Genomic DNA, 26,012 nt, shown 5'->3' with positions numbered 1-26,012 from the left:
CTGGTTATTACGCGGCCTGAGAAATGCCGGTGTTATCTGAGTTTTACCCAATCCCGGTATCACCGGACTGAGATGTGTTGATGAGCGTCCTGAATTAAACGGGAAATTTTATTCATCTGCCTCGACAGTCCGATAGGCGTTAAAAAATTTAATCTACTTGGAACTCGAAAATCGATATCAATCCCTAGATGAGATTTTTCTGTGACCAAGTAGCATATGCAATTAACAAAATGATATCCGGGAGTAATCCATTGATCATTGCTAGAACCACCTTCCAGCACTGTCCACAAATAAGAGGCATCTAGCTTTCTGACTGTATCAAGGTCTTTGCCAAAGGTTTCCAGATCCAATCCACCCCAAATATCGTGGCACGCATCAGGGTGGCGATATGGTTTGAAATACTCATAGAAAGCGTCTTCGTGAAGTACAACTGGAGTAATCATAACCACTCCTTTGCGGGTAGAAGTTTATTGTCCTGCGGCATCAATAAATATCTCGTTGCGATGACGAGAAAGAAACGCGATGCTCGGAATAAATCTTTCTGGCAGTTCAATCCTCCGTCCTTCCAATGGCAGAAATATCTGGGCAACAAAGGCATCATCATTCTGCTTTAGTTGCTCGGACAACATCACCTCATAATCACCAGAGATCGTTATCAACCCGCGATCAAATGCTTTGTCGTGGATGGGAGAAAGACATAGGCCATTGCTGGGATTAAGCCGATTTTCTTTGTCGTTACTCCACGGCACGATGTGGCTTGCCATCAGCAAGCGCGCATCCGAAAGGCCAGATATGCAGCACCGCCCCCGATAGCTACTCAGCACCGCACGCCGGAAGAAGTGTTGCTTAATCCGCTGTTCGGTCACCACTCGCTTTGTCTCACCAGTAAAATCTTGGAGTCCCTCTTGCTCGGTAACGTCCAATTCAACAACCGCTTCGGCTCCCTTCTCTTTGCGGAGTTGAACATTTAACTGAGAGCATTCAAGCGCGAGCTTTTCCCAGCCGGCATGAAATTCAGCCCAAACTTCTTTGTCAAGTGAGCCAGCATTACCCAAACCCGCGCGCCCTGTGCTGGTGATTGCCGGGTCAAGGCTGGCAAAATTCACGAGTTTCATCGCTACCGCACCGGGTGTTCGCCCAATTAGTTTGGCAAGCTGGATAATTTCCGGGTTTCGGCTGTGCAACCTTCCAAAAGGTAGTTGGCAATAAAGATGGAATGCGAGCTTGAGTTGTTCTTTGCTCCAGCGGCTTGTGGTCATAATGTCTTGCGGCGCTAAAACGACACCAACCGTTTGCGCCTTTTCCCTTAGGTTGAGTTGCGGCACCATCAGTTTAGCCGCATATTCAACTAGCGGAACAACTGCTGCCTGAGAAAATATCTAACTAAATTACGATAGACAGTAGAAGATATTGATAGATATGGGCAAACATTCATTGCCAGCGATCACCCATTTTTTCGTTGTAACCAATTGTATGAAATACCATTCATCGTCATTACGCCTTGCCATGCGCCCCAAAAACCGCACACTTCAACTTGTCCAACTGAGGTTTCAATTTTAAATTTGATACGGGACACGAATGCCGGGTTCGTCCTTCGAAAAATCCTTCGTGTTCCGCGTGACCAGTATTCTTTTGTGCACCAGAGCCGTTGCCCACACGATGGCATCCGGTAATTTGATTTTGTGTTTCTTGCGGAGTGCCACGGCCAAATGGCTGACCTGCTCATCTATAGGCAGGTTGACGAAGGTACCCAAAAAATTCTGAATGATTGCTTCGGTTTCTGGCGTTGCGCCCACCATGACTTCCATCCAGGTTATCAGGCTGATGGCTTTGTCGGTGTATCTGTCCAACTCAGTCTTTGCCTGTTCGATCCCATTGAGATAGTCGACCAGTATATTGGTATCAAATAGGGCGCTTACCATTCAGAACGAACCTGCTCTTGATAGGCCAACCCATCTATCTTGTGATCCTTCCAGAGACCGAACGCCTCAGCGGCACTCGGCTTTTTCTTTTCCAGGTAATCAGCAATTGCCCGACGGACGACTTCAGCACGAGAAATCTTCTCGGCTTCGCATATCGCCGTCAAATCCTTGATCTGCCTGTCTGGGATATCGACCAATGTACGCATAGCGTTTTCCTTGATGATTTTGATATGCATATCATATATCACAACTGGCAATAAATCCACTGAGCCATTTTCAACTTAAACCAATCAAATGAATCGGCCTTAATATTGATTTACTTTGATCCTTATATTCAGCAAACGTCTATATTTTGATATCAAGAAGGCGCGCGTAGGCAGCGATGACACAACAGGGAAACGAGGCATCCACGGAAAACAACATCTGGTTGCGCGGGGTATTCATGATCCTGTTCGGCATACTCTACAGTTTGGCGGGGACAGTGTTATTTGTGGTGGTGTTGCTGCAGTTCATCCTTGTTCTGATTGGCAGTGCGCCCAACACCAGGCTGCTCAGCTTTGGTCGCAGCCTGGGAAGCTACGTTCAACAGATTGTTAACTTTCAAACCTTCAATACCGAGGAAAAGCCGTTTCCTTTCATCGATTGGCCGTCGTAACGCCGACCTGTATTACCACCGAATTCACTACTTCCCTCTCCCTAACCCTCTCCCGCAGGCGGGCGAGGGGACTTATATGCATGGGGAAGGAACTATTTCATTAACAATAGGTGACGTACCCCGATTATCTTTCACGACAACACATAAATATTGATAATTCCCTTAATGGGTATTATCATTCCCTATATGGGAACGACTAAATCCAGCCTTTCAGATGCCTTATTCACAAAAACGCAGCAGCGCGTAGTCGGGCTGCTGTTCGGTAATCCGGACAGAAGTTACTACGCGAATGAAATCGTCCGCTTCGCAGGCGCTGGTACGGGTGCGGTTCAACGGGAACTGGAAAAGCTGACAGCAGCCGGGCTGCTTTCGGTAACGAAGATCGGCAACCAGAAGCACTACCAGGCTGATCGTCAATCGCCGATTTTCGAGGAACTGCGCGGTATTGTCTTGAAAACTTTCGGCGTGGCAGATGTGTTGCGTGAAGCATTGGCCCCTTTGATAAACAGCATCCGCGCTGCTTTCATTTATGGATCGATCGCCAAGGGCAGCGATACTGCACGTAGTGATATTGACGTGATGGTGATTGGTGAAAATTTGTCTTATGCCGATGTGTTTTCTTGTCTGGCTCAAACGGAAAGCCAAATCGGCCGTGCCATTAACCCGACTGTTTATAGTCCGGATGAATTCAAACGCAAACTTTTGGATGGCAGTGATTTTCTGCTACGGACACTGGAACAGCCGAAGATATATTTAATTGGAGCGGATGATGACCTCCCAAAACCTGGCGAATCTGGCAAAGACCGGCCAGCTTAAAGCGGAAGCACCAAGTCGGAAGGAATTCGACGGCTTGGTACGTTCCGCCTGCGCGCGGCTGAAAGATGCGCATATAGAAACGCTTCCCATGCTCTGGCACTGGCGGCCTTGCGCTGGCATGGCTACCGCTCGGAAAATCGTTACATTGTTTTTCAATGTCTGCAACATACGCTGGATTTTGGCCCAGCGCATTGGCGGATATTGGCGCTGTGCCATGAGCGCCGCAACCTTGCGGAATACGAAGGACACCTGGAAATCGATGAACAACTAGTAAAGGAACTCGTCCAAGTGGCCGACTTGTTGCTGGAAAAAGTTTCCGCCTTGGCACCCCTGCCTTAGTGTAGCCACCCCCTTTGGTTGCAGCCCCCAACCACTGCCTCAGGCGGATTTTTCTTCCCCTCTTTTTCGCTCCAGAGATGCCCGAACCAGATTGATGTGCTCGCGCAGGGTATATCGGAGGTGCGCATAAGCAACGGGAATCGGGCGATTGTGGGCACGGTCTTCCATACTTTCAATTTGCGCCAGAAAATTTGCGTAGCGGGCGGGTTCGTACTGGCTTTTAATTTCGCTTTCCAACGCCGACAGTTCTCCATACCAACGATAAATCCGTGAAGTAATGCGCCATCGATACAGGGCGGGAATAGCTCGCAGTATGGGGATGAGCACCAGTAACGGCAGGGCCAAGACCAAGATGCGGTCTACCAGCACAGCGGCCCAGAATGGCAGGTAGCGCTGAAGGAAAGGCGGGCCGGATTTGTAGTAGCGTTCGGCGTCCTTGCTGACTTCAAACGTCACATCCTTAAATGCAGGAAACTCTTTCGCCTGCTGGAACATCCCCGCCTCGCCATGCACCTGGGACGCGGCTTGAGCCAAAAGGCTAACCAATGCAGGATGGATATCGTCCCGCGCAACCAGATTGGCGGTGGCTGCGATCAGCGTTACATCCTGTTCGGGTATATCTCGCACCAGATCCACCGCGCCGCGCGGCAAGGTGACTTGCGAAAGGAAAGGGAAGCGTTTTACGTAAGCACCGGCTTGTGCGAAGTGCATGAGGCGGACGCCGTCCATACCCAACAGCTTGTGAACCACTGCCGAATCGGCTCCGGCAATAATAAAAGCGGCGTCCACCTTGCCTTGCCGGATGGCTTCTGCGGCGGCATCCCCAGCAAGAGGGGCAAGACTTTCGCCTTCTTTGTTCATGTCATTGGCGGCCAATATTTGCAATGCAAGCTTGCGCGTGCCGCTACCTTCTGCGCCCCCCGCGAGTTTTTTACCCCGGAGTTGGACTACCCGGTCGAGAGGGTCTTTGCTCCTGTAGAACACCCATAAGGGCTCGTAGTACATGCTGCCCAGTGACATCAGGTCTTTGCCGTCTTCAGCCGTGGCGGTTCCGCCCTGGATGAAGCCAATGGTAATTTGGCTGCTGCTGTCTTTCAGGCGCTGCAGGTTTTCCAGCGCACCGGATGAAGTTCGCAGCTCCAGCGTTATGCCGTGACGGGCCAGAATTTCTTTATATTGTTTGGCATAGGCATGATACGCACCACTCTCCGACCCGGTGGTTATGTAGAGCAGTTTGGGGGGCGCTGGTTGCACGAACATGGACGCAATCCAGAACAAGGCGATGATCAGCGCAAGGGCGGGCAAAGCAACGACGAGCATTTCCCTGAGCGATTTGTTGCTAAATGGATTTTTCATACAGATTCCGTGATGAGCTGCCTGACTCAGGTGCGAGGGTATTCATAACTCCTGAGTTTTAAAAGTATTGCACTGTTTGGGATCGCCGCTTTCAATACCACGTTTAAACCAGCGCACCCGTTGCTCGGAAGTGCCGTGGGTAAACGTTTCTGGCACTGCGTAACCTCTGGCCTGTTTCTGCAATCTGTCATCGCCGATGGCGGTGGCCGCAGCCAAGGCCTGTTCGATTTCCCCCGGTTCAATAATGTGTCTCATGGTGTTGGCACGATTGCCCCATACCCCTGCATAACAATCGGCTTGCAGTTCGAGACGCACGGACAGCGAATTTACTTTGGTCTCGCTGCCCGCTCGTTGCTGGGCAGCATGAACCCGATCCGATGTGCCGAGTAATTTTTGCACATGGTGGCCCACCTCATGAGCGATCACATAGGCTTCTGCAAATTCACCCGGCGCATGAAAGCGCTCTTTCAGGTCGCGGTAGAAGGCGAGATCAATATAAACTTTCTGATCGAGCGAGCAATAAAATGGCCCCATGGCGGTGGCGCCGGTGCCGCATGCGGTCGGGGTTGAACCTGTAAACAGGACGAGTTTCGGAACTTTATATTCTTTGCCCGCCTCAGAAAAAACGCCAGTCCAGGTATCTTCGGTATCTGCCAGCACTTTTGAAACAAAAGTCGCCATTTCGTCGTTGGCTGGCGGTTTATGGGACTGCACCGACCGGGGTGAAGGCTGAGTGCCATTTGAGAGCAAGCCAAGCACAGCAGATGGGTCTATCCCAAAGAAATAGCTGGCAACCAGCGCCAGCACGACACCACCTATGCCTAACCTTCCCGAGCTGAAGCCGCCACCGTCCGAGCCACGCCGATCTTCTACATTGTCACTTAATCGTTCATCATCCAGACGCATAATTATCCTCGTAAAGAAATGGTCGTGGTCACTGGTGCAGCTGACCGGCTGACTTCAGCAGACTGCATAAATTATCTGGAATTTGTACTGCCGGATGCGGCCCCTCTATTTTTCCCTGGGCCCAGTCCACCACCTCACCTGCACTCCATGCCACCAAGGATGGCGAGTACAAACACCATTATGCCGCGAGTCATGCCCCTTGGGATGCCCTGTTCATCGAAAACCCCTTGAAACAGGGTCGCCCACTTTGGTTCATGGATTCTTCCAAGGATAGCGGCCCAGCATTCCGCTGCCTTGTTCCATGGTGGTCTTTTGTAGCAGCAGGGCATTGAACAGAAGATGATGAACTGATGTGCCGACCTTTTCCCAACCGGTAGTCAGGAAACCCACGTTGCCATATTGTCCGGAGATATTTTCCGGTGCGTCTGGGCGTGTTCGGTCATCCTGCAGGGTGAGGCGTGCCACGACCGGCAGGGTTTTTTCCATTTCAAGCTGGACCAGTAGCAACCCGTAAGCATTTTCGACGGCAAAACGCTGGCTGGCCACGTTGTTGAAGCGCTCTTTTTCCGGGGTCATGTGGCCGTCCACGGCTAGCCCCTTGGGTGTGTCACCGCCATGAATGCGTAGCCCGGGCAAGGCGGGATCGTCATTCCAGTCTATGGTGGTTAAGGTCTTTATGTCGGAAAAGAACCAGCCCAATGGGAAAGGAAAGTCGATGGTGGTGTCCATCTGAAAGCCATTGGCGTAAGCCACGTAATCGATCGTCACCGAAGGGCTCTGCAAGTAGCCAATGACGCGCACTGAATTGATTGTTCGCCGAATGACGCGCACCGGACCTTCTTTGACGGCGGCAATGCGCGACAGATAATCGTCCTGGGTACGGATGAAGTCGATGTTGCCGAAGAGTTTTCCATAGTGGCGGATCTTCATGGTGTCGAGCACGTTCGGGCTCCATTTGTTAGTCTCGCCGGTATGCCATTGCAGGCTGCTGACAATGAAAGGCTGAGCGCTGGAAAAACCGATCCGGTAGGTATTGGTTTCAATAACATCGCGCAGAGGATCGTATGCGACATGGTGCTTGCCTGAAGGCGGCAGGTATTGTGCGCTCTTTGTTTCCAGCAGATAGACCCATTTCTGCGCCCCGCTTTTCGGGTCGACCAGGGCAATTCCAACGGCGGGTTGCTGCGCATATTGTTCCGGCATGAGTGTGATGCGCTCCCCCGCGTCGGCGGTCATAAATACACACTCGTCGACAGCCCCGAGCACCGAAGGATTACCGGCAACATTCCTGACGAGGTCATAGTTGCCGCTGGCATCCCGCTTGTCGATCTGAAAGGGGATGGTTTCCAGCACATTGCCATGCCGGGCTATCGCCCGTATTTTTGAATCGGCTGTGCCGAGCAATGCTTTGACTTCGGCACCACGAAGGACGACGGGATAGTACGGAGATAACAGCGAGACTTTTACGGTCATTTTCGGTATCGGGCTGGTCTCGGCAGCACGTGTCGGGGAGGCGTAGAGGGCTAGTGTCAGCAAGACAAAATAGACATACCTGAGGAACGCATGGTGCGTGGCTTTCATTTTCACCCTTGATTTTTTGGAACCGACCAATGCGGAAGCATGTGGTGAAATAGGAGTTTAGCAGTTACTGCTACCATCTAAATATACGCAGCATTACAACTCCCTTAGTAATACGATATATAGTATTATGTATCGCACTCTTTAGGAGATAAACATGTCGACCATCAGCGCCAACGATCTCAAGACCAAAGGGATTTCCGCCATAGAAGCCGAACTGGCACATCAGCCTGAAGTGATTATTTCGGTACGCGGCAAGGATCGGTTCGTGGTGATGGATATGGCCCATTACCACTATCTGCGGGAATGCGAACTGGATGCCGCGCTGGCCGAGACGCGGGCAGATTTGGCTGCCGGGCGTTTCGTCAAGGAGTCGGCGGAGGCCCATCTGGCGCGGCTGGATACCACCGAATGAGCTACGCGCTGGTCTTTACAGCGCAATACATCCGTCGTGCAGGCCGTTTTCTCAAACGGCATCCCGAATTGAAGCAGCAATACCTCAAAACACTTCAGTTGCTTGAGGCCAATCCCTTCCATCCCGGATTGCGCCTACACCCGCTGAGCGGGCGGCTGGAGGGGCTGCATTCGGTTTCGATCAATCTTTCCTACCGCATTACTCTGGAATTGCTGATATCGGATGAAGAAATCATTCCCGTCAACGTCGGTGACCATGACGCAGTTTATTGATACGCCTTAATGACGCCGTATCCGGTTGGTACGATAGCCCACCGTGATCACTTCGTTTTGTGGGTCGAGGACGGCGTACATATCCGCCCAGCGGTCGATCTGCTTTGGCGGGTGCAATTTGGAAAGCGCGGCCTTCCCCACGCGGCTGAAATACACCACCCGGCTGCCGTGAGGCGCATGCTCGATCCGGCCGTAGGCGAACAGCGTTTCCAGGGCCAGTGGCGGAATGCCGCGGCGCTTCATGCTCATTCTGGCGTGGCTGCTGACGATACCTAGTTTCATGTGTTTCTCCTTAAAGCGATTCATTCAATTCGGACCGTGGTTAAAACAGGCTTGCGGTGTGGGGTTTTTCGGATAGCCCGGCCTTGAGGGTTTTGCGCATCCGGCTGATGTGCTTGTCCATCTGGCGCAATGTGGCCGGCCGCACGATAGTTTTTCCTTCTGCTGCCGCGCGGTTGCAGATCCGGCGTATCGCCATCATCAGTTTCAGTCCGTTATGGTTTTCCATCTCTAATGCCCTTTCGAGTCGAATCATGCGGTTTTCAAATAGCTGCTCTCGTTCTGCCATGCATTGTGGGGTATAGTGTGGCTCACAGGATGAGCCACACTATAATTTCATTTCAGGTAGTTTCATGGACCGCACGGAACGCTTCTATCGCATCGACCAGCTGCTGAATGAACGCAGGATTGTTCCCATCGAAATTTTTCTTGAGGATCTGGAAATCTCCCGCGCCACCTTCAAGCGGGATATCGAATACCTGCGGGACAGGCTGAACGCGCCCATCGTCTGGGACCGGGAGGCCGGGGGATACCGCTTCGACAAGCCGATGGCCGGGAACAAGTACGAGTTGCCCGGGCTGTGGTTCAATGCCTCTGAAATCCACGCCCTGCTCACCATGCAGCACCTGCTGCAGAACTTGGGGCCGGGCCTGCTTTCTCCTCATGTCGACCCGCTGCTCACACGCTTGAAGCTGCTGCTGGAATCGGCTGATATTCCGATGGATTCGGTCGAAAAGCGCATCCGCATCCTGCGCGTCAACGCCCGCTCCTACGAACCCGAGCATTTCTCCCCGATCGCGACCGCCGTCCTCCAGCGCAAGAAGCTGGAAATCAGCTACTACACCCGTAGCCGGGATGAAACGCAGGATCGTCTGCTGTCGCCCCAACGTCTGACGCACTACCGGGACAACTGGTATCTGGATGCCTGGTGCCACATGCGCAACGGCATTCGCAGTTTTTCGCTGGACGCCATCCGGCGGGTAAAACTGATTAACGAGCAAGCACTGGATGTCAGCGAACAGGAACTCGACGAAACCCTGGGCACCGGCTACGGGATTTTCTCGGGCAAGGAGGTGAAGTGGGCGGAGCTGCGTTTCACGCTGCAGCGTGCGCGCTGGGTGAGCCGCGAAGCCTGGCATCCGGAGCAGAAGTCGCACTTCGACGACGAGGGGCGCTACATCCTGAAGGTGCCCTACAGTGACGACCGGGAACTGGTGATGGATATCCTGAAATTCGGCCCGGAGGTAGAGGTGCTGGGGCCGGATCTACTGCGCCGCCGGATCATCGACCTGGTCGGACAGACCTCGAAGATATACGGCGACAGCTAGTGCACGAAAAGCGCATTAATTGGCGGTGCATGCTAGGATAGGCAGTCACACATAACAGGGAAAACCGCCATGAAAAAACTGACTGTCCGCATCCATGCAGAGCTGGAAATTCCGGACGACTGGGAGGTTATCGAACACAAGTCGGGTATCCAGGCGCTGAAAATCGGCGATCGGTTCATCGATTTCGATATCGTGCCACTGGCTACCGAGGAGAATGACATGGATGCGACCTGGACCGATGAGGACGAGGAATTGACCAACGACATCCTCACAACCGTAACCGGGCTGGATAGCAAACTGGAAATCGGCTGATCGGCCGGCGGGGCTGGCCGGCCGAAGCATGGGGCATCTTAAAGGTGCTTCAGGCCTTCCCAATCGGTTAAGGCCGGCTCATCCTTAGTTTCCGTAGCCACCTGGGCGTGACTCTTGCCCATTAATGCCTCCCATTCTTCCAAAGAACCTTCACCCACTTCTGGTTGCCGTTTCTCGATAGAAAGGCGACGCTCCTTCCAGCCGGGGGGCGGGCCCGATTCTTTGTTACGCCTGCTTTTAGCACGCCGGTTTTCGCCATTTTCTGGCTTGGTATTTTTATTGCTCATAACATATCCATGTATCCACTAAAGGCACCGCTATTTATTACAAATGCCCGCCAATTGTCAAATACGCCATGCGAGGGCAGCCCTTGGGTACATCCGGCCGCCGCTTTCAAAGCTGCTGAAGCCAAGGCATCGCAGGCCCTGGCTATGCTACAGCAGCCATGCGCCGCGCGAGCTCGGAGTCACGGCTTTTAATAAAATTCATGAGTTTCTGCGGGTAGTCGGCAGCGACCGCATTCCTGACTGAAGGGCGCATCGCCAGGGCTTGCCGCCATGCACGCACCTTGGGCGTGTTGGCAAATACACCAAAGTCGGCAATACCGTCATACACGTCGAAATAGCGGAAGATCGGGCCGAAAGCCGCATCGACCAGCGAGAAGTTCTTGCCGGCGAAATAAGGGCCTTCCTGCAATACATTTTCAATCATTTCGAATCGGGATTGCAGTTCCTTGCGCTTTTCCTCGAAGACTTCCGCGTCTTTTGTCGTATTGAACTCCCAGATCGTGCCCAGGAGCACCGAGCCGAACTCGATCCATGCTCGGTGCTGCGCGCGCTTCAGCGGATCTTCAGGATGCAGGCGCGGCGCAATCGTTTCGTCCAGGTATTCGCAGATGACGGCGGATTCGAAAATAACCTCGTCGTCAACCTGAAGCAGAGGCACCTTGCCGAGTGGAGAAATTTTTCCGAACCAGTCCGGCTTATTGTTGAAGTCGATATTGGTGCGCTCATACGGGGCGTTCTTTTCGATTAGCGCGATGGCTGCACGTTGCGCATACGGGCAGATTTCATGGCTTACCAGATGTAATTTCGGCATGATCTTGATCTCCTGTCAGAGTTGGCGGCAACTAGCTTAAACAAAAATCACGGTTGCTCAGTAATATGAAAATTTTCATGTCAGGCGGATTGCTCAGGGGTCGCCTTCTCGGTTGCACCATCCCCTTCAAGATCTTGAACGCCGGGCACCCGGAAGATGCCCTGCAGCTTCAGCAGTTCATCACGGTGCAGGCGAGCGAGCTTCTCCACTATTTTTTCACCCTTAGGGGTGAGATGCACTTCTACCTCGCGCCGGTCCGTCTTGCCTTGCTCACGGTATACCAAGTCCAATTTCTCGCAGCGCGACGCCAAGGAAACAACACCGTGATGATGTGACTGCAGCCGTTCGGCCAGTTCTCCAATGGTCGCCCATTCCCGGCCCTGATAGCCTTTGATGTGGAGTAGCAGGAGGTATTGAAGATGGGTAATGCCATCGCCGTGTGTCACCTCCTCGCTGAAGCGCAGGAAACGGCGCAGCTGGTACCGGAAATGGGAGAGGGTTTCAAATTCTTTCTTGCTGAGAACGTCTTTAGCCATAGGGTAATACTACCTGTTTTGTTAACACCCACAAAATAGCATGTTGTGATAATATCAAACTGTGATATATAATTCCTATGGGCATTTGATTCCTTTTTTTCATAAGAGGTGAATGATGGATACATTCGTGAAATTACCGGCCATCGATGACGAAGGTTACTTGGTTGACCCGCAGGACTGGAACGACGAACTGGCGGAAGAATTTGCCAGCCAGGAAAACATCCAGTTGACGGAAGACCACTGGGATGTGATCCGCTTTATGCGCGAGTTTTACGAGGAGCGCCAGATCGCGCCCGACGCCCGCTACGTGATCAAGCATCTGGCGGAGCGTATGGGAACGGCATCGCGCAACAGGCTGTTCGAGATGTTTCCCTACGGTTATGTGAAGCAGGCCTGCAAGATTGCCGGCATGAAGCGGCCGCGGGGCTGGAGTACGGGCTAAAGGGTTGGTCTCTTCCGTCGGGATGCGGCTACAGGCATTTTGTTCCCGACGGACTTTCAGTCCAGTCAATTCTGGCGTCAATCGCGCCGCGCAAATACCATTGGCCGAAGGTGTCCTGATCGGTTGTGAAGAGATTGTCGAGGTCGGTACCCTGGCTTAGATTGGTTAAATCCGAAGCCATGGGCTTCCGCTTCGATTTCTCAGTTCTCTCCCATTCTCCATCCCTCCCCCGAAACCAGTTTGTATTCCGTTTCATCCTGATGTCACTATCCCGGCCGGAAGGCGCAAGGTATGATTCCGTCTGAATTATTACCCATCAACAGGATATGCATGGAGACCGTAGCGGTCATCGACTTTGAAACAACGGGGCTATCGCCAGCCATGGGGGACCGTGCGACCGAGGTGGCGGTGGTTATCGTGGCTGACGGCAAGATCGTCGACCGCTACCAAAGCCTGATGAATACGGGTACTCGCATTCCGGCATTCATCGAAGCCCTGACCGGGATCTCCAACACCATGATCAGCAAGGCACCGCCGGCATCAGAGGTGATGCGTGCGCTGGCGGAGTTTGTCCGGGACATACCCCTGGTGGCGCACAATGCTTCGTTCGACAGCAAATTTCTGGATGCCGAGTGGCTGAGGATCAACCAGCGGCGGCGGCAGGAATTTGCCTGTTCGATGTTGCTGGCCCGCCGGATTTATCCGTCTGCACCCAATCACAAACTGGGCACGCTGGTCAGGCATCTGGGGCTGCCCTCGGCGGCCCGCCATCACCGCGCCCTGGCCGACGCAGAAATGACCGCTCATCTATGGGTACAAATGGTGTCGGATATCCAGCAGCAATATGGCCTGAACACCGTTCCGCACGAATTTCTGCTTGCGCTGCAGAAGGCGCCAAAGACGCAGATGACTAGCTGCGTTGAACGAGCCAAATGCAGGCTCGGCCTGTAATCAACTACCGGATTTGACCAGAGCCATCAGCCCTTCTTCCCTTCCAGCTTCGCTTTCAGGTCGGCGAATGGATTATGGGTTGCCACGGACGACTGATCGCCGGAGCTTCTCCCCCTCACCGCCTCATCCATGACGCGGGAATGCTCGTTGTCGTGGCAGTACATACAGAGCAACTCCCAGTTGCTGCCATCCAGCGGATTGTTGTCGTGATTGTGATCTTTGTGATGCACCGTCAATTCTTTCAGGCGCACCCCGGCAAACTCGCGGCCACACCGCCCGCAAATCCATGGAAATAATTTGAGCGCCCGCTCGCGATAAGTGGCCTCACGCTCGCTGCTGTGTTTGCGGGCTTCGGCGATAACGCGGTCGAGCCGCGCGTGATCGGGTTGTTTGGTCATGACTGTTGGCTGGGTGATTGTTGACTGAAACTATATCAGCAATATCAGTTGCCTTTCAATCGGGTCAGGTCGTCTACGATCTCACTGGAATGTCGGGAAGTGTCAACATTGAGGTAGGACTTGGCGACATTGCCCTGTGGATCGATCAAAAAAGTATAGCGCCGGGCAAACTTGATAAAGCCCAGATTCCTGAGGGCACCATAACTGTCGGCGATTCTGCCACCCCTGTCGGCAAGAAGCGGAAACGGCAAATGGTATTTCTTGGCAAATTCTGCGTGTGAGGCGGTGTCATCCACACTCACACCAATGACCTGCGCGCCCAGCGCGGTGAGTTTGTGAAGGTCGTCACGAAACTCGCAAGCTTCTTGAGTGCATCCCGGCGTATCGTCTTTGGGATAAAAATAGAGCACCACCCAGCGCTCCTTGTAATCGTCCAGCGTATGCACTTTTCCGTTCTGGTCGGGGAGGCTGAACGAAGGCGCGGGTTGACCAACCTGAGGCAGTTCATCCGCGTAACTCAGGCGCATCCACAACACGATAAGTACAAGAAATGCCAGGGAAACAGCTAATATTTTCATTGAAATTCTCCATTAAATACGATCCGTACAGCGCAGCCAGCCGGCAGCCGCAGAAATCAGGAACTCGCGCCCCCACCGCCAGACTCGATGTGCATTCGTTCAAATTCCCTGATGAATTCCTGCTTGGCCACATCCGGTGGCATGGGCAGTATCGTCTCCCCCATCGGTTCCACACCGATCAGATAGATCCATTCTTCAACGGAATACGGCATCAGGTCGCGCTTTTCGGTGGCCAGTGCGATCAGGTCGGCTTGTTTGACGATGGGATTGTGGTTCAGGTCGACCCCGAAGCGCTCACCGATGATGCGGCTGACGTTATCCTCGATTTCAGAGAAACTCGGCAGTAGCACCTTGAGCGGTTTCACCATGTCCCCGAGATAGGCTTCGGCGGAGTCGTGGAGCAAGGCGGCGAAGCGCAGCTCTTCCGGCACCAGGGAGGCAACAATCAGGCTGTGCTGGGCAACAGAGTAGAAGGCATTGGTCTGGCCATTGAAGCGGCACTGGTAGGCTAGGCCGTGCGCAATGTCTTCGATATCCACATCATCGATGCGCGGCTCCAGAGGATAGAACCGATTTCCCAGGTAGGTCGAGACGTAAAGTTTGCTCATTGGCTTTCCATTAATCACACATCGGCTCACAGTATAAACCGCCAAAGACCACCAACGTGATGCACCCCTGCCATCCAGAATAAGTGTTGCACGTCTCTAACCAGTTAGGCACGGCGACTGCGCAGCGAAAAATAATACTCCAGCATTTTTTCAAAGGCGATTGGCTTGCTGTCAAATTTCCCCTACAATGTGTTTGCTTTAATCAACCACAACGGGAGCTAACAACATGAACAAAGCAGAACTGATCGACGCCGTAGCCAAATCCACCAAGCAAACCAAAGCCGATACCGAAGCAACCTTGAACGCACTGATGGCCACCGTCCAGGGCGCCATGGCCAAGGGCAACAATGTCCAGCTGATCGGCTTCGGCACCTTTGCCGTTGAAGAGCGCGCCGCACGCGTTGGCCGCAACCCAGCCACCGGCAAGGAATTGAAGATTCCCGCCAAGAAAGTCGCCAAATTCAAAGTTGGCAGCAAGCTGAAAGACGCTGTTGCCGGCGTCAAAGCCAAGAAGAAGTAATTAAAGTAATTCAAGAGGGCGGCCTCCTCGGCCGCCCTTCTGCTTTTCAGAAACACCCTCTTGCGCATATTCTACGCAATTCGCGCCCCCCGACCATGCCGCTTCAAAACGCAGCAATAAGCACAGAACCCAGCCGTTTCGACCTTACGGCGACAGCATCCTTTCTACCGCTTAACTCATTTCGCCTTCCATGCACTTCGATGTCATCGTAATCGGCGCCGGTGCCGCCGGCATGATGTGTGCCGCGCAGGCCGGACACCGTGGGCGGCGCGTATTGATCATCGACCACTCCGCCAAACTCGGCGAGCGCATCCGCATTTCCGGCGGCGGGCGCTGCAATTTCACCAACCGCAACGTAGGCGCAGAGAACTATCTCTCGCAGAACCCCCATTTCTGCCGCTCGGCGCTAGCCCGCTTCTCGCAACTCGACTTCATCGCAATGATCGAGCGGCGCCGAATTTCATACCACGAGCGGGAGCACGGCCAGCTTTTCTGCGATGAGTCGGCACAAGACATCATCGACATGCTCAAGGACGGCTGCGACGATGCCGGGGTGCAGTGGGCGATGCCGTGCGCAGTGCACCACATCGAGCGCATCGAAAACCATGTGGAAGGCTTGCGCTTCGCAGTCGCCACCGAGCTCGGCACCTTTCGCTGCCAGTCTCTGGTGATCGCCACCGGCGGCCTCGCCGCTCCGAAAATCGGTGCCAGCCCGTTCGGCTATAGAATCGCGGAACAATTCGGCCTGCGCGTGGTACCGCCCAAACCCGCTCTGGTGCCGCTGGCACTCGCGCCGGAGACGCTGGACCCGCTCAAGCCGCTCGCCGGCGCATCGCTCGATGCCGGCACCCACTGCGACGGCGGCTCATTCCGAGAAAATGTGCTGATTACCCACCGCGGCCTTTCCGGGCCGGCCATCCTGCAGATTTCGAGCTACTGGCAGATGCAGGAATATGGCGGTGGAAAAAAACAGCCGGTTGAAATTGACCTGCTGCCCGACCTCGACGCTGCCGCCTGGCTGGCAGAACATCGCCGCAGCAAGGCGTTGCTGTCGAATCTGCTGGCTGAACAACTACCGCGCCGCTTTGCGCATGAGTGGTGTGCGCTGTTCGGCTGGGCAAAGCCGGTGAACGAACTTTCCCAGCGCGAACTCGATGCCGCCGCGCAGGCCCTCAAGGGGTGGGCACTACTGCCATCCGGCACGCTGGGCTACGCCAAGGCCGAAGTCACGCTGGGCGGTGTCGATACGGATGCACTCTCGTCAAAAACTATGGAAGCCAAGCCGGCGCCGGGGCTCTATTTCATCGGGGAAGTAGTCGACGTCACCGGCTGGCTCGGCGGCTACAACTTCCAGTGGGCGTGGTCTTCGGGCTGGGTTGCGGGCCAAGTTGCGTAATCAATTACGCGCACCGGAATAAACATGCGATAAGATAATGGATAATATCGTTCAGGCAATGACCCTTTCCCTCTCTCCCAAAGGGAGAGAGGGACGAAGTCTCGCTTCGTGAGTTTAAAATTAGCCAGCAAGGAGACAGTAGCTTTGGAGCAATCCCCGGAAAATCTGGTCGAAATCAGCGACCTCCATTTTGCATATGGTCGCCATAAGATACTTAAAGGCATCAACCTCACTATTCCGCGCGGAAAAATCGTTGCCATTCTGGGGGTGAGCGGATGTGGCAAGTCGACGCTGCTACGCCATGTCGGCGGGCAGCTCAGGCCGTCGCGAGGCAGCGTCAAGGTTGAAGGCAAGGTCATCCACGAACTCGACAATGACGGACTCTACGCCATGCGCCGTGAAATGGGCATGATGTTCCAGGTGAGCGGGCTATTCAGCGATCTGTCGGTCTTCGACAATATTGCGTTCCCGATGCGCGAACACACCGACCTGCCGGAAAGCGTGATCCGCGATCTGGTGCTGCTGAAGCTCCACGCCGTCGGCCTGCGCGGCGCCCACGCCCTGATGCCGAGCGAGCTGTCGGGCGGCATGGAGCGGCGCGTGGCACTGGCTCGCGCAATCGCACTGGACCCCACACTGATCATCTACGACGAGCCCTTCGCCGGTCTCGATCCGATCTCGCTCAACACCATTGCAAACCTGATCCGGCGCCTGAACGATGCGCTGGACGTAACCTCGATAGTGGTGACCTACGACATGTCGGAATCCCTGAAAATCGTCGACTACGCCTATTTCATCCATGACGGCGTGGTGGTAGCCGAGGGTGAGGCGGCAGAATTGCTCGATTCCACCGATCCGTTCGTCCACCAGTTCGTCCATGCCGAACCGGACGGGCCCGTCGGCTTCCAGTACCCCAGCAACCCCTACACGGAAGATCTGGGGATCGAGGGCACCAACGGCTGAAGAACTCCCTAATAGCCTAAAAAAAGCAGTTCATTCACCGCGGAGGACGCGGAGGAAAAACGTTTCTAGCGGTTTGGTTGCCTAACTAAACGTAACCTTTATGTCGATCCCTTGAAAACCTCTGCGTCCTCTGCGGTTCAAATGCTTTTTAGCCGCTACGCAATCGTTACGTCCTTCGCCAGATACACGTCCTGAATCGCGTTGAGCAATATCACGCCATCCTGCATCGGCTTCTGAAAAGCCTTGCGACCGGAGATCAGCCCCATGCCGCCGGCGCGCTTGTTGATCACCGCAGTGCGCACTGCCTGACCCAGGTCGTTCTCACCCGAGGCGCCGCCGGAATTGATCATACCGGCCCGACCCATATAACAGTTGGCGACCTGGTAGCGTACCAGATCGATCGGGTGGTCGCTGGTCAGCTCTGAATACACCTTGGGATGGGTTTTGCCGAACTTGATTGCGGTATAGCCGCCGTTATTCTCGGCCTGCTTCTGCTTGATGATGTCTGCCTCGATGGTGGCGGCGAGGTGATTGGCCTGGCCGGTCAGATCGGCGCTGGTATGATAATCGACGCCATCCTTCTTGAAACCGGAATTGCGCAGGTAGGCCCACAGCACCGTCGCCATGCCCAGTTCGTGCGCATGGGCGAAGGCTTCGCTGATCTCGATGATCTGCCGACGCGACTCGGCCGAGCCGTAATACACCGTTGCCCCCACCGCCACCGCCCCCATGTCGAACGCCTGTTCGACGCTAGCGAACAGGGTCTGGTCGTGGATCTCCGGGTAGGTAAGCATCTCGCTGTGGTTGATTTTGACGATGAACGGGATCTTGTGCGCATACCTGCGCGCCACTGACCCCAGCACGCCCAGGGTCGAAGCCACCGCGTTGCAGCCGCCCTCGATGGCCAGCTTGACGATATTTTCAGGGTCGAAGTAAATCGGGTTGGGCGCGAAAGAAGCTCCACCCGAATGCTCCACCCCCTGGTCCACCGGCAGAATCGACATATATCCCGTCCCGGCCAGCCGGCCATGGTCGAACAGGGTTTGCAGCGCGCGCAGCACGCCGGGCTTGCGGTCCTTCTGCGCCACCACCCGATCGACGTAGTCCGGTCCCGGCAGGTGCAGCATGTCCTTGGGAATGCCCTTGCACTGGTAGGCCAGCAAACTCTCCGCTTCGTTGCCCAGCAACTTGATGAGATCGGTCATTTTCGTTTCCCTTACTGATCAAAGTGAATAAGGTTCATCGTTTTTAAATATAGCAGCCATGATCAACCATCCCAAAAATACCCGCTTAAACTGGCGAATCGGCATGAATTTCGGCAAAATGCATGCATACCAATTCATAACAATGAGGAACTGCCATGGGATTTCTCGTCCTGCTTGCCATTCTGACTATCGTCGTGATTTATTTCATCATGCTCTACAACGGTCTGGTCAACCTCAAGCACAATGTCGCCAAGGCCTGGGCCAACATCGACGTACTCCTCAAGCAGCGTCACGATGAGCTGCCCAAGCTGGTGGAAACCTGCAAGCAGTACATGAAATACGAGCAGGAAACCCTGGAGAAGGTGATGAAGGCGCGCTCCCAGATTGCTGCCGCCAGCGCCAGCCACAACATGGGCGCGCTGGGTGCCGCCGAAGGCTCGTTGCGCGGGCTGCTCGGCAACCTGTTCGCGGTGGCAGAAGCTTATCCGGAACTGAAAGCCAATGAGACCTTCCAGCACCTGCAGGGGCGCGTCACCGGGCTGGAGAACGCCATCGCCGACCGGCGCGAGTACTATAACGACAGCGTCAACCTCAACAACGTGCGCATCGAGCAGTTCCCGGACGTGATCGTGGCGCGAATGTTCAATTTTCAGCCTGCCGACCTGCTCGAATTCGACGCTGCGGAGATAACCGACGTCAACGTGAAACAGTTATTCAATAACTGAGCCCCCAGCCGGTTCGATGTTCGAAGGACTGAAGCAGCACTGGGTCAACCTGCTCACCTCAGGTGGGCATTTGGTACTGCTGTTCGCCGGCTGGCAAATCGAAAGCCGGGAAGCCTGGCCCATCATACTGGGACTAATCGGCGCTATCAGCTTTTTTGCCTGGATCGGCAACCAGCGCCGCAGCCGCCTGATTCTCGATACCCCCACATCAAGGATTGCCTCAGCCGCCCAGGGCTATATCGAGCTGACAGGCCGCGCCAGACAGGCGCATGACATCCCGCTGCTGAGCAAACTCACCCTGCTGCCCTGCGTGTGGTATCGCTACATCATCGAGCAAGAGCGCAACGACGACAAAGGTTACGAGATCGTGGAACAGGGCACTAGCGACGACACCATCCTGATCGACGACGGCAGCGGACAGTGCTTCATCGATCCGGACTATGCCGAGATCATCACCAGCCACAAACAGGTGTGGAAAAAAGACCTCTACCGCTATACCGAATACCTGCTTTCCCCGCTCGACACCCTTTATGTCATCGGTGAATTCGCCACCCTGGGCGGGGCAAACAGCAATCTCGACGTCAAGGAAGACCTCAACGCCCTGCTTACCGAGTGGAAACGTGACAAGACGCGGCTGCACGAGCGTTTCGACCTCAATGGAGATGGTCAGATCGACCCAGGAGAATGGGAACTGGTGCTGCTTGCAGCCAAGCGCGAAGTAGCGAAGCAGCATGGCGAAATCCGCCTCAGGGACGGCACGCACCTCATGCACAAGCCGAAGGATGGCCGACTGTTCCTGCTTTCCAACCTGCCGGAGGAAAATCTGGCAAGGAAATACGTGCTGTGGGGTGGGTTCCACCTGCTGACATTGATGGGTGCCACAGGCGGCGCGGCCTACTTGCTGGGTGTCTGAGTCAGCCCTAGGCACATCCTTCAAAGGAAAACTTGTCCGAGAGGTTTAAGTTTTTTCAATCACCCTGGAAGGTGAACCCGCGGAAGGCAAACGCTATTGAATGAGCCCGGTTGGCTTGTCCGCAGTGGATGCGTAAAAATAGCGCGGCTCTTCGTCGATGAAGAGATCGATCACGGCAGACTGGGAACGGCTTTCTCCGGAAGCAAGTTCAGCCCGACCGGCGACTTCCGCGCTGCCTATCTGGACACCATGGCGATCGAACACAAAAATTCTGGCTGCGGGGCGGACCGTTTTGGCCGTACTGTTTTCCATCACCAGCTTGTATTCGTAGCTCTTTGTGCCGTTTTGATTCAGCACCGTAAAGACGATGTTCTTGAGGTAGGGGCCATTGATCTGGAGCACCTTGTCCGGCACCATGTCGAGCAGGTGCGGAAGCCGCCCTTTCGTCATCTCCGACATGATCTTTCTGGTCTTCTCCAGTTCAGGGCCCGCTTGGCTCAGTTCCAGCCGGGTCTTGGTGAGCTCGGCTTGCAGTGCGTCGTTTTCCTCCTCAAGGCCATCGATTCGTATGACCGAGAATATAATCACGAAAAGCAGCGCCAACAGGGAAACGAAAAGGGCGACCGCCAGCGCCAGTCTGCGACTCACCTTGTGAAGCTCCGAGCTCGAATGGGATGAACGACTACGCGCAGAATGGCGCGCGCCTGGCGCGCGCGCAGGATCGGTCCAAGCGCCCTCAGCGACGGGTTTGTCGATCGTTTTTTCGTCCATTGCCCAGCCTCACTGTCAAAGAAAGTCCGGTCCCGCCCGAGCAACTACGGGGCCGTTTGAAAAATGCAGGTCGCTTCGGCTCAGCGTAACCATTTTTGAGTCTAGCACATGACTGCCGATGTTCCCGCCATGCCTCAGCGAACAATATAAATATAAGGGGACGGATTTATTTTACCAGACCTTGCCAACATTTTTCTCCTTCTCTGACCCGATGTTAAACGACCTTCCGGAGCCGCATCGCCATTCCCAGCAGGGTCAAATGGGTGAGCTTCGGATTGGTTTTCATGGACTGTTTCATTGCGTGGGCTCATTGCGAAATTTTTAAGAAGCCGCCCCATCGAAGCCGCCCGCCTTCTTTAGCCCTCTTCTGAATTGGCAGTTCGCATGTAGAATCCCTGTAACAGCATTTAATCTGTATGGTTCTTTACAGAAAAATAAAAAGAGGCAATCATGAAAATAACGACCGATCAGCAATCATCAACCCCGCAAGATGCCATGCAGATACTCAGAGATCTGGACACCGGCATCATGAACCATATGACTTGGATGAAGACGCTGCATCGTGCCCTGATCTGCGATGAAATCCCAGAGCCGCTCGATTTATCTGAAGAAGCGCATTGTCACTGCAAATTTGGCCACTGGTATTACCAGGGCAACAATTTTCCCGCGTTGCGCGAAAATTCGGTGTTCCTGAAAATCGGCGCACTGCACAAGATGATGCATGACGATGCCAGGACTCTGCTGCAGGCAAAATCCGCTGGGCACGAAATCGGACTTGCCGAATACGATAAATTCATGGACGGGGCCATCAGCTTCAAATGGGAAGTTCGCTGTTTACAGTTCGAAATCGTGAATAGCATCTGCACCACTGATTATCTGACCGGTGCCTGGAACCGCCAATCGATGATGTCAAAACTCACTGCGGAAATGGAGCGCATGACCAGAAGCGGGCAACCCTGCTGCATCTGCATGATGGATATCGATCACTTCAAAGAGGTCAACGACAACCATGGCCACTCTGTCGGCGATCAGGTGCTGCAGACGTCGGTACAGTTCATCGCTGACCGCTTGCGCAAATATGATTCCATCTTCCGCTATGGTGGCGAGGAATTCCTGATCTGTCTGCCTGAAACTCAGCTTGATGAAGCGGAATTGATTCTGAACCGGATACGCACCGAACTCTCAGAGCATGCCATCCTCTTGCAGGGCGGAAATTCGACAGTATCCATAGCGGCCTCTTTCGGGGTCGCCATCATGACCACAGAAATGTCCATTCAGGACGCCATCAACATGGCTGACCATGCACTGCTATGCGCCAAGGCTACCGGCCGAAATCGTGTCTGTGTATGGCGGATCGACGATTAGCCGGGGGATGGGTAACCGGCTTGTTAAACAGTGGCGTCGGGTCACGCAGCAGCATGTCCGGCGCGGAAAATGGCGCCAGCCGTTCGAGAAAATCCAGTAATTCCAGCACCGGCGAATTGCGGAAAAAGCGCGCCATGGGAATTTCCATCCAGATCCGGTCGGCATAGGCATACAGTTCGTAAGGCGTATCCCCGATCCCGTCATGGTTGCGATCGAAACCCTGAAAATCGTCCCAGTAGTTGCCACGCCAATCATTTTTGTTCGCATCGCCACTGCCAAACGCCATCGAGACATGGGTAAGATTGCTTTCGAAGCTGTTGCCATGCAGAACATGTCCGCCCCGCTCGCCGGAGAACTGGATACCGATGGAGTTATGAGCAAAGCGGTTGCCTCGCAATATGGTCTTGTCAGCCGGTTCGATGGGCGAATCGGCCAACAGCCCCACCGCACAGTGGATGACTTCGTTACCCTCCGCCAGACCTTCAGCGCTCATCTTGAAAGCCAGCCCCGCCCCGCTTACACCCAGGGAATGAAAAATCCGGTTGCGCAGAAGCTTCACCCGATCTGAATTCAGCACGATGACACCGGTAGCGTTGTGGTCGAGGCTGTTGCTCTCGACCACGCTGTCCGGAGAAAAAAACAGGTGGATGCCATAGCGGCTGTTGCGGATACTGTTGCCGACGAGGCGATTGCGCGGCGAATTCATCAGGGTGACGTCGCGCGCCTGGTCGATGTCGTTGCCTTCGACCAGGTTGTCCATGCTGTACCACAGTCGGATCGCCTCGCCCCGCATCGCCAGTTCAGCTGGTTTGGAGCGGATGCTATTGCGCCGCAAAGTGTTCTGGTTGGCCCGCTTCAGGCTGATACCGAAGAGCGTGCCGTCAATCACGTTGTCCTCGATACTGTTGCTGTTACCGGTCAGTGCGATGCCGGCATCCAACTGGTCATGGGAATTGCCCGAGTTCGTCAGCCGCAGCCCTCTCACTACCGCCCCGTTGGCGTTGATGACCAGCACCGATCCGGCACCGCCGCCATCCACTCTAACCTTGCCGCCGCCATCCACGATGATCTGGTGCGAAATCATCGCCGGGCCGGCGTAGACCCCTGGCTTGGGATGCAAGGTCCCGCCAATGGGTGTGGCGTCGATCAGGGCCTGAAAGGAAGGATAAGCTGCCAACGCAGCCATGGGAGACACCAGCAGAAAGAGGAAAAGAAAAATTTGGGTCACAAGTAAGCACGCATAAAACGATTTTCGCTATGTGACAACATTTTCCCGCGGCTGACAATGAGTTAAATCAATACAAACCAATGTCAGGCGCGCAAACCCGGTTCTGCATCGGCAGCTTATTGTTTTTGTTTCGCTTCCAGCTCTTCCCAGCGCGCCATAACGCTCAGCAGCGCTTCCTCGATCTCGGCGTTGCGTGCCTGCAGACGCTTTACCTCCTCGGGATTGGCTCGATAGAGTTCGCCGTCCGCCAGCTTTGCGCCGAGCATGGACTGCTCCTGCTCCAGTGCTTCGATCTGTCCCGGCAATGCTTCCAGTTCGCGCAATTCCTTGAACGAAAGCTTGGCCTTGGCCACCGGCTTTTCCTGTGCCGGCTTCGGTTTGGCGGCAGCGGCTTTCTTCTCCGCCTCCGTTTCCGGACGGGGACGGTAGCGCAGCCAGTCCTCGTAACCGCCGGCATACTCGGCCAGATGACCATCCCCTTCGAAGGCGATGGTCGAAGTCACCACGTTGTCGAGGAAGGTCCGGTCATGGCTGACCAGGAACAGGGTGCCGGAATATTCCAGCAGCAGTTCTTCGAGCAGTTCCAGGGTCTCGATGTCGAGATCGTTGGTCGGTTCGTCCAGCACCAGCACGTTGGCGGGGCGGGTAAACAAACGCGCCAGCAGCAAGCGGTTGCGCTCGCCGCCGCTGAGTGAAGAGACCTTGGCGCGCGCCCGTTGCGGCGGAAACAGGAAATCGCCGAGATAGCTGATGACGTGTTTCTTCACCTCGCCGATTTCGACAAAATCATTACCCTGGCTGATGGTATCGATCAGGGTTGCCTCCTCGTCAAGCTGCTCGCGCATCTGGTCGAAATAGGCGACGGCGAGCTTGGTGCCGCTCTTCACCGTGCCGGAATCCGGCTGCAACTCGCCCAGAATGAGCTTGAGCAGGGTAGTTTTTCCGGCCCCGTTCGGGCCGATCAGGCCGATCCGGTCACCGCGCATGATGCGCGTAGTGAAATCACGGATGATGACCTTGTCGCCGAAAGACTTGGACACATGCTCCAGTTCCGCCACCAGCTTGCCGGAGCGATCACCCGCGTCGACCGCCAGCCGGGCCTTGCCGGTCTGGTTGATGCGCGCGGTATGCTCGCGGCGCAGCTGCTCCAACCGGCGTACCCGGCCTTCGTTGCGGGTGCGCCGAGCTTTGATGCCCTGGCGTATCCACACCTCTTCCTGGGCCAGGACCTTGTCGAATTTTGCGTTCAGGACTTCTTCGGCTTCGAGCATTTCCTGCTTTCTGCGCTGAAAAGCGGAGAAATTACCGGGAAAACTCGCCAGTTGCCCCCGGTCCAGTTCGATAATGCGGGTAGCGACGTTATCGAGAAAGCGCCGGTCGTGGGTAACGAACAGCACACCGCCGCCAAAGGATTTGAGTAGCTCTTCCAGCCACTCGATGGCAGCCAGGTCAAGGTGGTTGGTGGGCTCGTCCAGCACCAGCACATCCGGTTCGGCAACCAGCGCCCGGGCCAGCGCAACGCGCTTCTTCCAGCCGCCGGAAAGCGATGAAACCAGAGCATCTTCAGGCAGTGCCAGACGAGTCATCACCGCATCGATACGGCTCTGCTGGCGCCAGCCATCGCGCGCTTCAAGTTCAGTCTGCAAGTGCTGCATCTGATCCAGCAGCGCATCGGTATCCGCGCCCTCCTCCCCCAGCGCATGGGAAACGGCATGATAGTCGATCAACAGCTGGCTCAAGCCCACCAACCCCTCCGCCACCGCCTCGAATACGGTGTGATCGGGATCGATCTGCGGCTCCTGCGGCACGTAAGCCAGATTCAACCCGGGCGCGCGCCATACCTTGCCGTCGTCGGCAACAGCCACGCCGGCGATGATTTTTAGCAGGCTGGATTTGCCGCCGCCATTACGACCGATCAGGCCTACCCGCTCGCCGGGGTCGAGCTGTAAATCCGCCTGATCCAACAAGGGATGGTGGCCATAGGCGAGAGAGAGTTTTTCCAGGGTAATGAGGGGCATAGGAGTAGCGGGTGAGATTTTAACGAAAGGCGGATTTTACACCGCGCAGGTCGAACCGGGAGAATTCTTCATCACCGCAGCGGACGCCACGTAATTCAATGGCTCATGCAATAGTGAAG

The 26,012-nt window shown here is 54.9% G+C and carries 35 protein-coding genes; 15 read left to right on the top strand and 20 right to left on the bottom strand.

Annotated features, from left to right (window positions below; genetic code table 11):
* Positions 1–59: 59 nt before the first annotated feature.
* The 4 genes from SCD_RS16055 to SCD_RS05015 all read right to left on the bottom strand — a co-directional run bounded on the left by SCD_RS16055 (position 60) and on the right by SCD_RS05015 (position 2,158).
* Entirely contained in the window at positions 60–443 is a 384-nt protein-coding gene (locus SCD_RS16055) for a hypothetical protein (protein WP_009206197.1), read from the bottom strand.
* Between the two features lie 24 nt (positions 444–467).
* Positions 468–1,328 carry an HNH endonuclease gene (locus tag SCD_RS05025; protein WP_009206198.1) on the bottom strand — a complete coding sequence of 287 codons (861 nt, stop codon included), beginning with the start codon at positions 1,326–1,328 and terminating at the stop codon, positions 468–470.
* A gap of 228 nt (positions 1,329–1,556) precedes the next feature.
* Positions 1,557–1,922 (bottom strand): type II toxin-antitoxin system VapC family toxin, encoded by a 366-nt coding sequence (locus SCD_RS05020; protein WP_009206199.1) that lies wholly within the window; start codon positions 1,920–1,922, stop codon positions 1,557–1,559.
* The gene (locus SCD_RS05015; protein ID WP_009206200.1) at positions 1,916–2,158 is read right to left on the bottom strand and encodes a ribbon-helix-helix protein, CopG family; all 243 of its coding nucleotides are present in this window, start codon (positions 2,156–2,158) and stop codon (positions 1,916–1,918) included. Before SCD_RS05015 ends, SCD_RS05020 begins: the two co-directional genes overlap by 7 nt.
* Before the next feature lie 146 nt (positions 2,159–2,304).
* Between SCD_RS05015 and SCD_RS05010 the strand changes: the two genes are divergently transcribed.
* The 3 genes from SCD_RS05010 (at position 2,305) to SCD_RS16350 (ending at position 3,664) form a co-directional block, all read left to right on the top strand.
* Positions 2,305–2,577 carry a DUF4389 domain-containing protein gene (locus SCD_RS05010; RefSeq protein ID WP_009206201.1) on the top strand — a complete coding sequence of 91 codons (273 nt, stop codon included), beginning with the start codon at positions 2,305–2,307 and terminating at the stop codon, positions 2,575–2,577.
* A 165-nt stretch (positions 2,578–2,742) separates the two neighbouring features.
* Entirely contained in the window at positions 2,743–3,393 is a 651-nt protein-coding gene (locus SCD_RS05005) for a nucleotidyltransferase domain-containing protein (protein WP_009206202.1), read from the top strand.
* On the top strand, positions 3,344–3,664 hold the full coding sequence (locus SCD_RS16350) for a hypothetical protein (protein ID WP_232504434.1): 321 nt from the start codon (positions 3,344–3,346) through the stop codon (positions 3,662–3,664). The genes SCD_RS05005 and SCD_RS16350 overlap by 50 nt, the downstream gene beginning before the upstream one ends.
* Positions 3,665–3,771: 107 nt before the next feature.
* Here the strand turns inward: SCD_RS16350 and SCD_RS04995 are convergent, their stop codons facing one another.
* The 3 genes from SCD_RS04995 to SCD_RS04985 all read right to left on the bottom strand — a co-directional run bounded on the left by SCD_RS04995 (position 3,772) and on the right by SCD_RS04985 (position 7,575).
* Positions 3,772–5,088 (bottom strand): TAXI family TRAP transporter solute-binding subunit, encoded by a 1,317-nt coding sequence (locus SCD_RS04995; RefSeq protein ID WP_009206204.1) that lies wholly within the window; start codon positions 5,086–5,088, stop codon positions 3,772–3,774.
* Positions 5,089–5,130: 42 nt separating this feature from the next.
* Positions 5,131–5,994 carry a KPN_02809 family neutral zinc metallopeptidase gene (gene ypfJ, locus SCD_RS04990; RefSeq protein WP_009206205.1) on the bottom strand — a complete coding sequence of 288 codons (864 nt, stop codon included), beginning with the start codon at positions 5,992–5,994 and terminating at the stop codon, positions 5,131–5,133.
* A 252-nt stretch (positions 5,995–6,246) separates the two neighbouring features.
* On the bottom strand, positions 6,247–7,575 hold the full coding sequence (locus SCD_RS04985) for a hypothetical protein (protein WP_009206206.1): 1,329 nt from the start codon (positions 7,573–7,575) through the stop codon (positions 6,247–6,249).
* 154 nt (positions 7,576–7,729) lie between these two features.
* Here SCD_RS04985 and SCD_RS04980 point away from each other — a divergent pair, with 154 nt between their 5' ends.
* Positions 7,730–7,987: a prevent-host-death protein gene (locus tag SCD_RS04980; protein WP_009206207.1), complete on the top strand. Its 258-nt coding sequence runs from the start codon at positions 7,730–7,732 to the stop codon at positions 7,985–7,987.
* Positions 7,984–8,259, top strand: coding sequence for a type II toxin-antitoxin system RelE/ParE family toxin (locus SCD_RS04975; RefSeq protein WP_009206208.1), 276 nt, complete (start codon positions 7,984–7,986; stop codon positions 8,257–8,259). The genes SCD_RS04980 and SCD_RS04975 overlap by 4 nt, the downstream gene beginning before the upstream one ends.
* 6 nt (positions 8,260–8,265) lie before the next feature.
* On the opposite strand, the gene SCD_RS04970 is transcribed toward SCD_RS04975, so the two are convergent.
* Together SCD_RS04970 and SCD_RS04965 are read right to left on the bottom strand one after the other, a co-directional pair.
* Positions 8,266–8,541: a hypothetical protein gene (locus SCD_RS04970; protein ID WP_009206209.1), complete on the bottom strand. Its 276-nt coding sequence runs from the start codon at positions 8,539–8,541 to the stop codon at positions 8,266–8,268.
* Positions 8,542–8,581: 40 nt separating this feature from the next.
* Positions 8,582–8,794, bottom strand: coding sequence for a hypothetical protein (locus tag SCD_RS04965; protein WP_148290742.1), 213 nt, complete (start codon positions 8,792–8,794; stop codon positions 8,582–8,584).
* 97 nt (positions 8,795–8,891) lie between these two features.
* Between SCD_RS04965 and SCD_RS04960 the strand changes: the two genes are divergently transcribed.
* Both SCD_RS04960 and SCD_RS04955 read left to right on the top strand, forming a co-directional pair.
* Positions 8,892–9,866 (top strand): helix-turn-helix transcriptional regulator, encoded by a 975-nt coding sequence (locus tag SCD_RS04960; protein WP_009206211.1) that lies wholly within the window; start codon positions 8,892–8,894, stop codon positions 9,864–9,866.
* 69 nt (positions 9,867–9,935) lie between these two features.
* A complete protein-coding gene (locus SCD_RS04955) occupies positions 9,936–10,178 on the top strand; it encodes a hypothetical protein (RefSeq protein WP_009206212.1) in 243 nt (80 codons plus the stop codon).
* 38 nt (positions 10,179–10,216) lie between these two features.
* Here SCD_RS04955 and SCD_RS04950 read toward each other — a convergent pair whose 3' ends face one another.
* The 3 genes from SCD_RS04950 to SCD_RS04940 all read right to left on the bottom strand — a co-directional run bounded on the left by SCD_RS04950 (position 10,217) and on the right by SCD_RS04940 (position 11,812).
* Positions 10,217–10,465 (bottom strand): hypothetical protein, encoded by a 249-nt coding sequence (locus SCD_RS04950; protein ID WP_009206213.1) that lies wholly within the window; start codon positions 10,463–10,465, stop codon positions 10,217–10,219.
* 142 nt (positions 10,466–10,607) lie between these two features.
* Complete coding sequence (locus tag SCD_RS04945; RefSeq protein WP_009206214.1) at positions 10,608–11,276, bottom strand: glutathione S-transferase family protein; 669 nt, start codon at positions 11,274–11,276, stop codon at positions 10,608–10,610.
* An 80-nt stretch (positions 11,277–11,356) separates the two neighbouring features.
* Entirely contained in the window at positions 11,357–11,812 is a 456-nt protein-coding gene (locus SCD_RS04940) for a MarR family winged helix-turn-helix transcriptional regulator (protein WP_009206215.1), read from the bottom strand.
* 112 nt (positions 11,813–11,924) lie between these two features.
* Between SCD_RS04940 and SCD_RS04935 the strand changes: the two genes are divergently transcribed.
* Entirely contained in the window at positions 11,925–12,254 is a 330-nt protein-coding gene (locus tag SCD_RS04935) for a TusE/DsrC/DsvC family sulfur relay protein (protein ID WP_009206216.1), read from the top strand.
* A 28-nt stretch (positions 12,255–12,282) separates the two neighbouring features.
* On the opposite strand, the gene SCD_RS16530 is transcribed toward SCD_RS04935, so the two are convergent.
* Positions 12,283–12,435: a hypothetical protein gene (locus SCD_RS16530; RefSeq protein WP_009206217.1), complete on the bottom strand. Its 153-nt coding sequence runs from the start codon at positions 12,433–12,435 to the stop codon at positions 12,283–12,285.
* Positions 12,436–12,584: 149 nt separating this feature from the next.
* Here SCD_RS16530 and SCD_RS04925 point away from each other — a divergent pair, with 149 nt between their 5' ends.
* A complete protein-coding gene (locus SCD_RS04925; protein ID WP_021035791.1) occupies positions 12,585–13,205 on the top strand; it encodes a 3'-5' exonuclease in 621 nt (206 codons plus the stop codon).
* A 26-nt stretch (positions 13,206–13,231) separates the two neighbouring features.
* Here the strand turns inward: SCD_RS04925 and SCD_RS04920 are convergent, their stop codons facing one another.
* The 3 genes from SCD_RS04920 to SCD_RS04910 are packed head-to-tail and all read right to left on the bottom strand — an operon-like array spanning position 13,232 to position 14,789.
* Entirely contained in the window at positions 13,232–13,603 is a 372-nt protein-coding gene (locus tag SCD_RS04920) for a YajD family HNH nuclease (RefSeq protein ID WP_009206219.1), read from the bottom strand.
* Between the two features lie 44 nt (positions 13,604–13,647).
* On the bottom strand, positions 13,648–14,181 hold the full coding sequence (locus tag SCD_RS04915) for a peroxiredoxin (RefSeq protein ID WP_009206220.1): 534 nt from the start codon (positions 14,179–14,181) through the stop codon (positions 13,648–13,650).
* Between the two features lie 56 nt (positions 14,182–14,237).
* Entirely contained in the window at positions 14,238–14,789 is a 552-nt protein-coding gene (locus SCD_RS04910; RefSeq protein ID WP_009206221.1) for a phosphohydrolase, read from the bottom strand.
* 226 nt (positions 14,790–15,015) lie between these two features.
* Here SCD_RS04910 and SCD_RS04905 point away from each other — a divergent pair, with 226 nt between their 5' ends.
* The 3 genes from SCD_RS04905 (at position 15,016) to SCD_RS04895 (ending at position 17,668) form a co-directional block, all read left to right on the top strand.
* Positions 15,016–15,309: an HU family DNA-binding protein gene (locus SCD_RS04905; protein ID WP_009206222.1), complete on the top strand. Its 294-nt coding sequence runs from the start codon at positions 15,016–15,018 to the stop codon at positions 15,307–15,309.
* Between the two features lie 190 nt (positions 15,310–15,499).
* Entirely contained in the window at positions 15,500–16,705 is a 1,206-nt protein-coding gene (locus tag SCD_RS04900; protein ID WP_021035790.1) for a BaiN/RdsA family NAD(P)/FAD-dependent oxidoreductase, read from the top strand.
* A 144-nt stretch (positions 16,706–16,849) separates the two neighbouring features.
* Complete coding sequence (locus SCD_RS04895; RefSeq protein ID WP_009206225.1) at positions 16,850–17,668, top strand: ABC transporter ATP-binding protein; 819 nt, start codon at positions 16,850–16,852, stop codon at positions 17,666–17,668.
* Between the two features lie 155 nt (positions 17,669–17,823).
* Here SCD_RS04895 and SCD_RS04890 read toward each other — a convergent pair whose 3' ends face one another.
* Positions 17,824–18,873 carry a class I fructose-bisphosphate aldolase gene (locus SCD_RS04890; protein ID WP_009206226.1) on the bottom strand — a complete coding sequence of 350 codons (1,050 nt, stop codon included), beginning with the start codon at positions 18,871–18,873 and terminating at the stop codon, positions 17,824–17,826.
* Between the two features lie 155 nt (positions 18,874–19,028).
* On the opposite strand from SCD_RS04890, the gene SCD_RS04885 reads away from it, so the two are divergent.
* Both SCD_RS04885 and SCD_RS04880 read left to right on the top strand, forming a co-directional pair.
* Positions 19,029–19,598, top strand: a complete 570-nt coding sequence (locus SCD_RS04885) for a LemA family protein (protein ID WP_009206227.1) — start codon at positions 19,029–19,031, stop codon at positions 19,596–19,598.
* 16 nt (positions 19,599–19,614) lie between these two features.
* Complete coding sequence (locus SCD_RS04880; RefSeq protein WP_009206228.1) at positions 19,615–20,511, top strand: hypothetical protein; 897 nt, start codon at positions 19,615–19,617, stop codon at positions 20,509–20,511.
* 93 nt (positions 20,512–20,604) lie between these two features.
* Here the strand turns inward: SCD_RS04880 and SCD_RS04875 are convergent, their stop codons facing one another.
* Positions 20,605–21,282: a hypothetical protein gene (locus tag SCD_RS04875; RefSeq protein WP_041673327.1), complete on the bottom strand. Its 678-nt coding sequence runs from the start codon at positions 21,280–21,282 to the stop codon at positions 20,605–20,607.
* Positions 21,283–21,732: 450 nt separating this feature from the next.
* Between SCD_RS04875 and SCD_RS15610 the strand changes: the two genes are divergently transcribed.
* A complete protein-coding gene (locus SCD_RS15610) occupies positions 21,733–22,647 on the top strand; it encodes a diguanylate cyclase (RefSeq protein WP_009206231.1) in 915 nt (304 codons plus the stop codon).
* Here the strand turns inward: SCD_RS15610 and nosD are convergent.
* On the bottom strand, positions 22,604–23,833 hold the full coding sequence (gene nosD / locus SCD_RS04865; protein ID WP_009206232.1) for a nitrous oxide reductase family maturation protein NosD: 1,230 nt from the start codon (positions 23,831–23,833) through the stop codon (positions 22,604–22,606). The two genes, SCD_RS15610 and nosD, sit on opposite strands and share 44 nt — an antisense overlap.
* 158 nt (positions 23,834–23,991) lie before the next feature.
* The gene (locus SCD_RS04860; protein WP_009206233.1) at positions 23,992–25,893 is read right to left on the bottom strand and encodes an ATP-binding cassette domain-containing protein; all 1,902 of its coding nucleotides are present in this window, start codon (positions 25,891–25,893) and stop codon (positions 23,992–23,994) included.
* Positions 25,894–26,012: the final 119 nt, after the last annotated feature.

The organism is Sulfuricella denitrificans skB26, from assembly GCF_000297055.2.
GTDB classification, from domain to species: Bacteria; Pseudomonadota; Gammaproteobacteria; order Burkholderiales; family Sulfuricellaceae; genus Sulfuricella; species Sulfuricella denitrificans.
This window is presented reverse-complemented; position numbering and strand designations above follow the sequence as displayed.